Annotated in this window: 1 pseudogene; it reads left to right on the top strand. The window is 60.9% G+C overall.

Annotation, left to right across the window (positions count from 1 at the left end):
- Window positions 1-331: pseudogene (locus NW853_RS12055) on the top strand (S-layer homology domain-containing protein); the annotation flags it as partial.
- Between the last annotated feature and the right edge of the window lie 355 nt (window positions 332-686).

Genomic DNA, 686 nt, shown 5'->3' with positions numbered 1-686 from the left:
CACCGTGTTGCGCACCTTCGGCCCCATCCGCACCTTTAACCCCTTTGAGCCGGTCAGCCGCGGGGAAGCGGCAATTGCCCTGTCGGCCTTTGGAGAGCGGACGGCTCAAGAAGCTGCCTTGCCAACCGCAACTCCCGCAGCCAAGCCCCTCGATCTTGAGCCTTCTCCCCCTGCTGCCGAACCAGACCCGACCCCTTCCCCCGCTCCCACCCCTGAGGGCGAACCCTCTCCCGGCGCTGCTAGCAACCCTGAGCCATCCCCACCACTCAGGATCCCAGCAGTTGCTCCAGGGGCAGGGGAAATCGTTACGCCGCGCCAGCCTCAACCCTGAATTAGAGGGATCCCAAGCTGCGGGAGCAGAGAGGTCTAAAGCGCTGGCGCTCATTGCAAAGATCCAACCGCTCAAGGGGGAGCCAGGATCCCCGCGACTCTTGTTGTAGAAGGCGGGAAAGGATCTGTTGCCGCTCTCTACGTCGTTATTGCTACGCAACGCTGTCGCGAACGCGCTACTATCCCCAACTCCCCTCTCCCCTTGGGAGATGGGGTGGTCGCGTTAGCGGCGCGGAGCGCTTGGGAAGTGTCTCGCTCTAGTTTGCAATTAAATAAAATGGGAGAAGCCAGGAAAATCGACAGGGATCCCGTCTGTGTCTGCAACCATTCCCGAAATTCGCTCTGAAGAGCTGCTG

It is taken from the genome of Synechococcus sp. H55.11, from assembly GCF_047462475.1.
Taxonomy (GTDB): domain Bacteria; phylum Cyanobacteriota; class Cyanobacteriia; order Thermostichales; family Thermostichaceae; genus Thermostichus.
This window is presented reverse-complemented; position numbering and strand designations above follow the sequence as displayed.